Here is a 1590-nt window from a genome sequence, read left to right as displayed (position 1 = left end):
GATACTCATAGAGCATCCTTAGTATCTGTATTTTGGTGCATGAGTTGAGGGCATGCAAGATTCGGAAAAAGGTACTTTTTTAGTTCATGGCTTAAAAGCTATTATGAGAGATATTTGCTCTTGAAGCTGCACATCCGACACCACAAAGAAGAAGACGCACAACCCCTTATGAATTTACTAGAGACTTATCATCAAACATACACCTACGACACAGGTAACAACCTAACCCACCTCTCACACCAAGCAAACAGCAGCACATGGCAACAAACCCTCGCCATCCGTCCAAACAACAACCGCGGTACCGAAACCCAGCAATCCACTACCGACTTTGATGCCAACGGCAACTTGCTAGTCTTAAATAATATTGGTACTTTAAATTGGCACTACAACAACACCCTTAACCAACTCACTAAAGCAGACAAAAGTAACACCACAGAACACTATGTTTATGATTACCAAGGCAAGCGAGTCCGCACTGTGATTGAATCTAACAGCCAAGCACAAAGCCAAAGAGACTACCTACCTTCACTAGACATCTCAACCAACGAAGCAAAGCAACAAAGTAGTACCTTGCACATCGGCACCCACATTCTGAGTGAAAGCAACAAAGACAACACACAAAGTCCCAACCAAACTCGCTATCAACTCACCAGCCACCTACAATCCAACACCCTAGAGTTGAATGACAAAGCCCAAACCCTCAGCTACGAACACTACTACCCCTATGGTGGCACTGCCATCATTGCTGGCAAAGATAAAGCTCAAGTGCAACAAAAACGCTACCGTTACACAGGCAAAGAAAGAGACGACAGTAGTGGTTTGTCCTACTACGGTGCTAGGTATCTAGCCCCTTGGTTGGCAAGATGGATAAGCCCCGATTCAGCAGGTGCGGTTGATGGCTTGAATTTGTATGTTTATGTGGGGAATAATCCGCTTAAATATATCGATCCGACAGGAAATAATGAAATTGGCACGATAAGTCGTCATAAGTTTGTTGCTCATATTAATAAACGCTTAAAACATGGTAAGAAATTGAATCTTTGGATTGGAGAGAGCCACTCTTTAGAAAGTGGGGCTATCCTACTGTTAAAATTACTCACCAGTATCAATATTCACAATATTGTGTTAGAAAATTGCTCTGCTACACTAGGTCTGAGACCTCCTGAAAATATAAATTTTGTTGATCTTATGATCAATAATCGCTTTTTTTCCCCTAAAACATACCGGGCTTTCAGGCGTGCAAAAAAATTAACAAAAAATCACAATCTTTATTATCTTGGCTCAAATTGCTGGAAAAACACTTATTTGGATATACACCTGTTTGGACCAAGCAATAATTATATCGCGCTTGTTGGCAGTCGTCATATAGTAGACGAAATAGAAACAATGGGATACAACTATGATCTGCAGGCATATCCTGCATACAGGCATACAAATGAAGATGAGAATATAGCATTACTACCTCTAGACAGAGTTGAACATTTCCGAAAAGTTAAAAGAACAATGAAAGAAATCCAAGAATATGGTGTATGGGTAAAAGGCCGACGCGGAGTGAAAGGGAGTGCATTCTTGGTTTTGGGTAATAAAGCC

General features: G+C 41.1%; 1 protein-coding gene. It reads left to right on the top strand.

Features of this window, described 5'->3' with window-relative positions:
- Nucleotides 1-168: 168 nt before the first annotated feature.
- Nucleotides 169-1590 (top strand): RHS repeat-associated core domain-containing protein (locus BAZSYMA_RS10375; RefSeq protein ID WP_241502556.1); only part of this gene is annotated, 1422 nt, incomplete at its 3' end.

Origin of the sequence: Bathymodiolus azoricus thioautotrophic gill symbiont, from assembly GCF_001298715.1 — a bacterium.
Classification (GTDB): Bacteria; Pseudomonadota; Gammaproteobacteria; order PS1; family Pseudothioglobaceae; genus Thiodubiliella.
The sequence above is the reverse complement of the archived record's forward strand: the minus strand, read 5'-3'. Positions and strand labels throughout refer to the sequence as shown.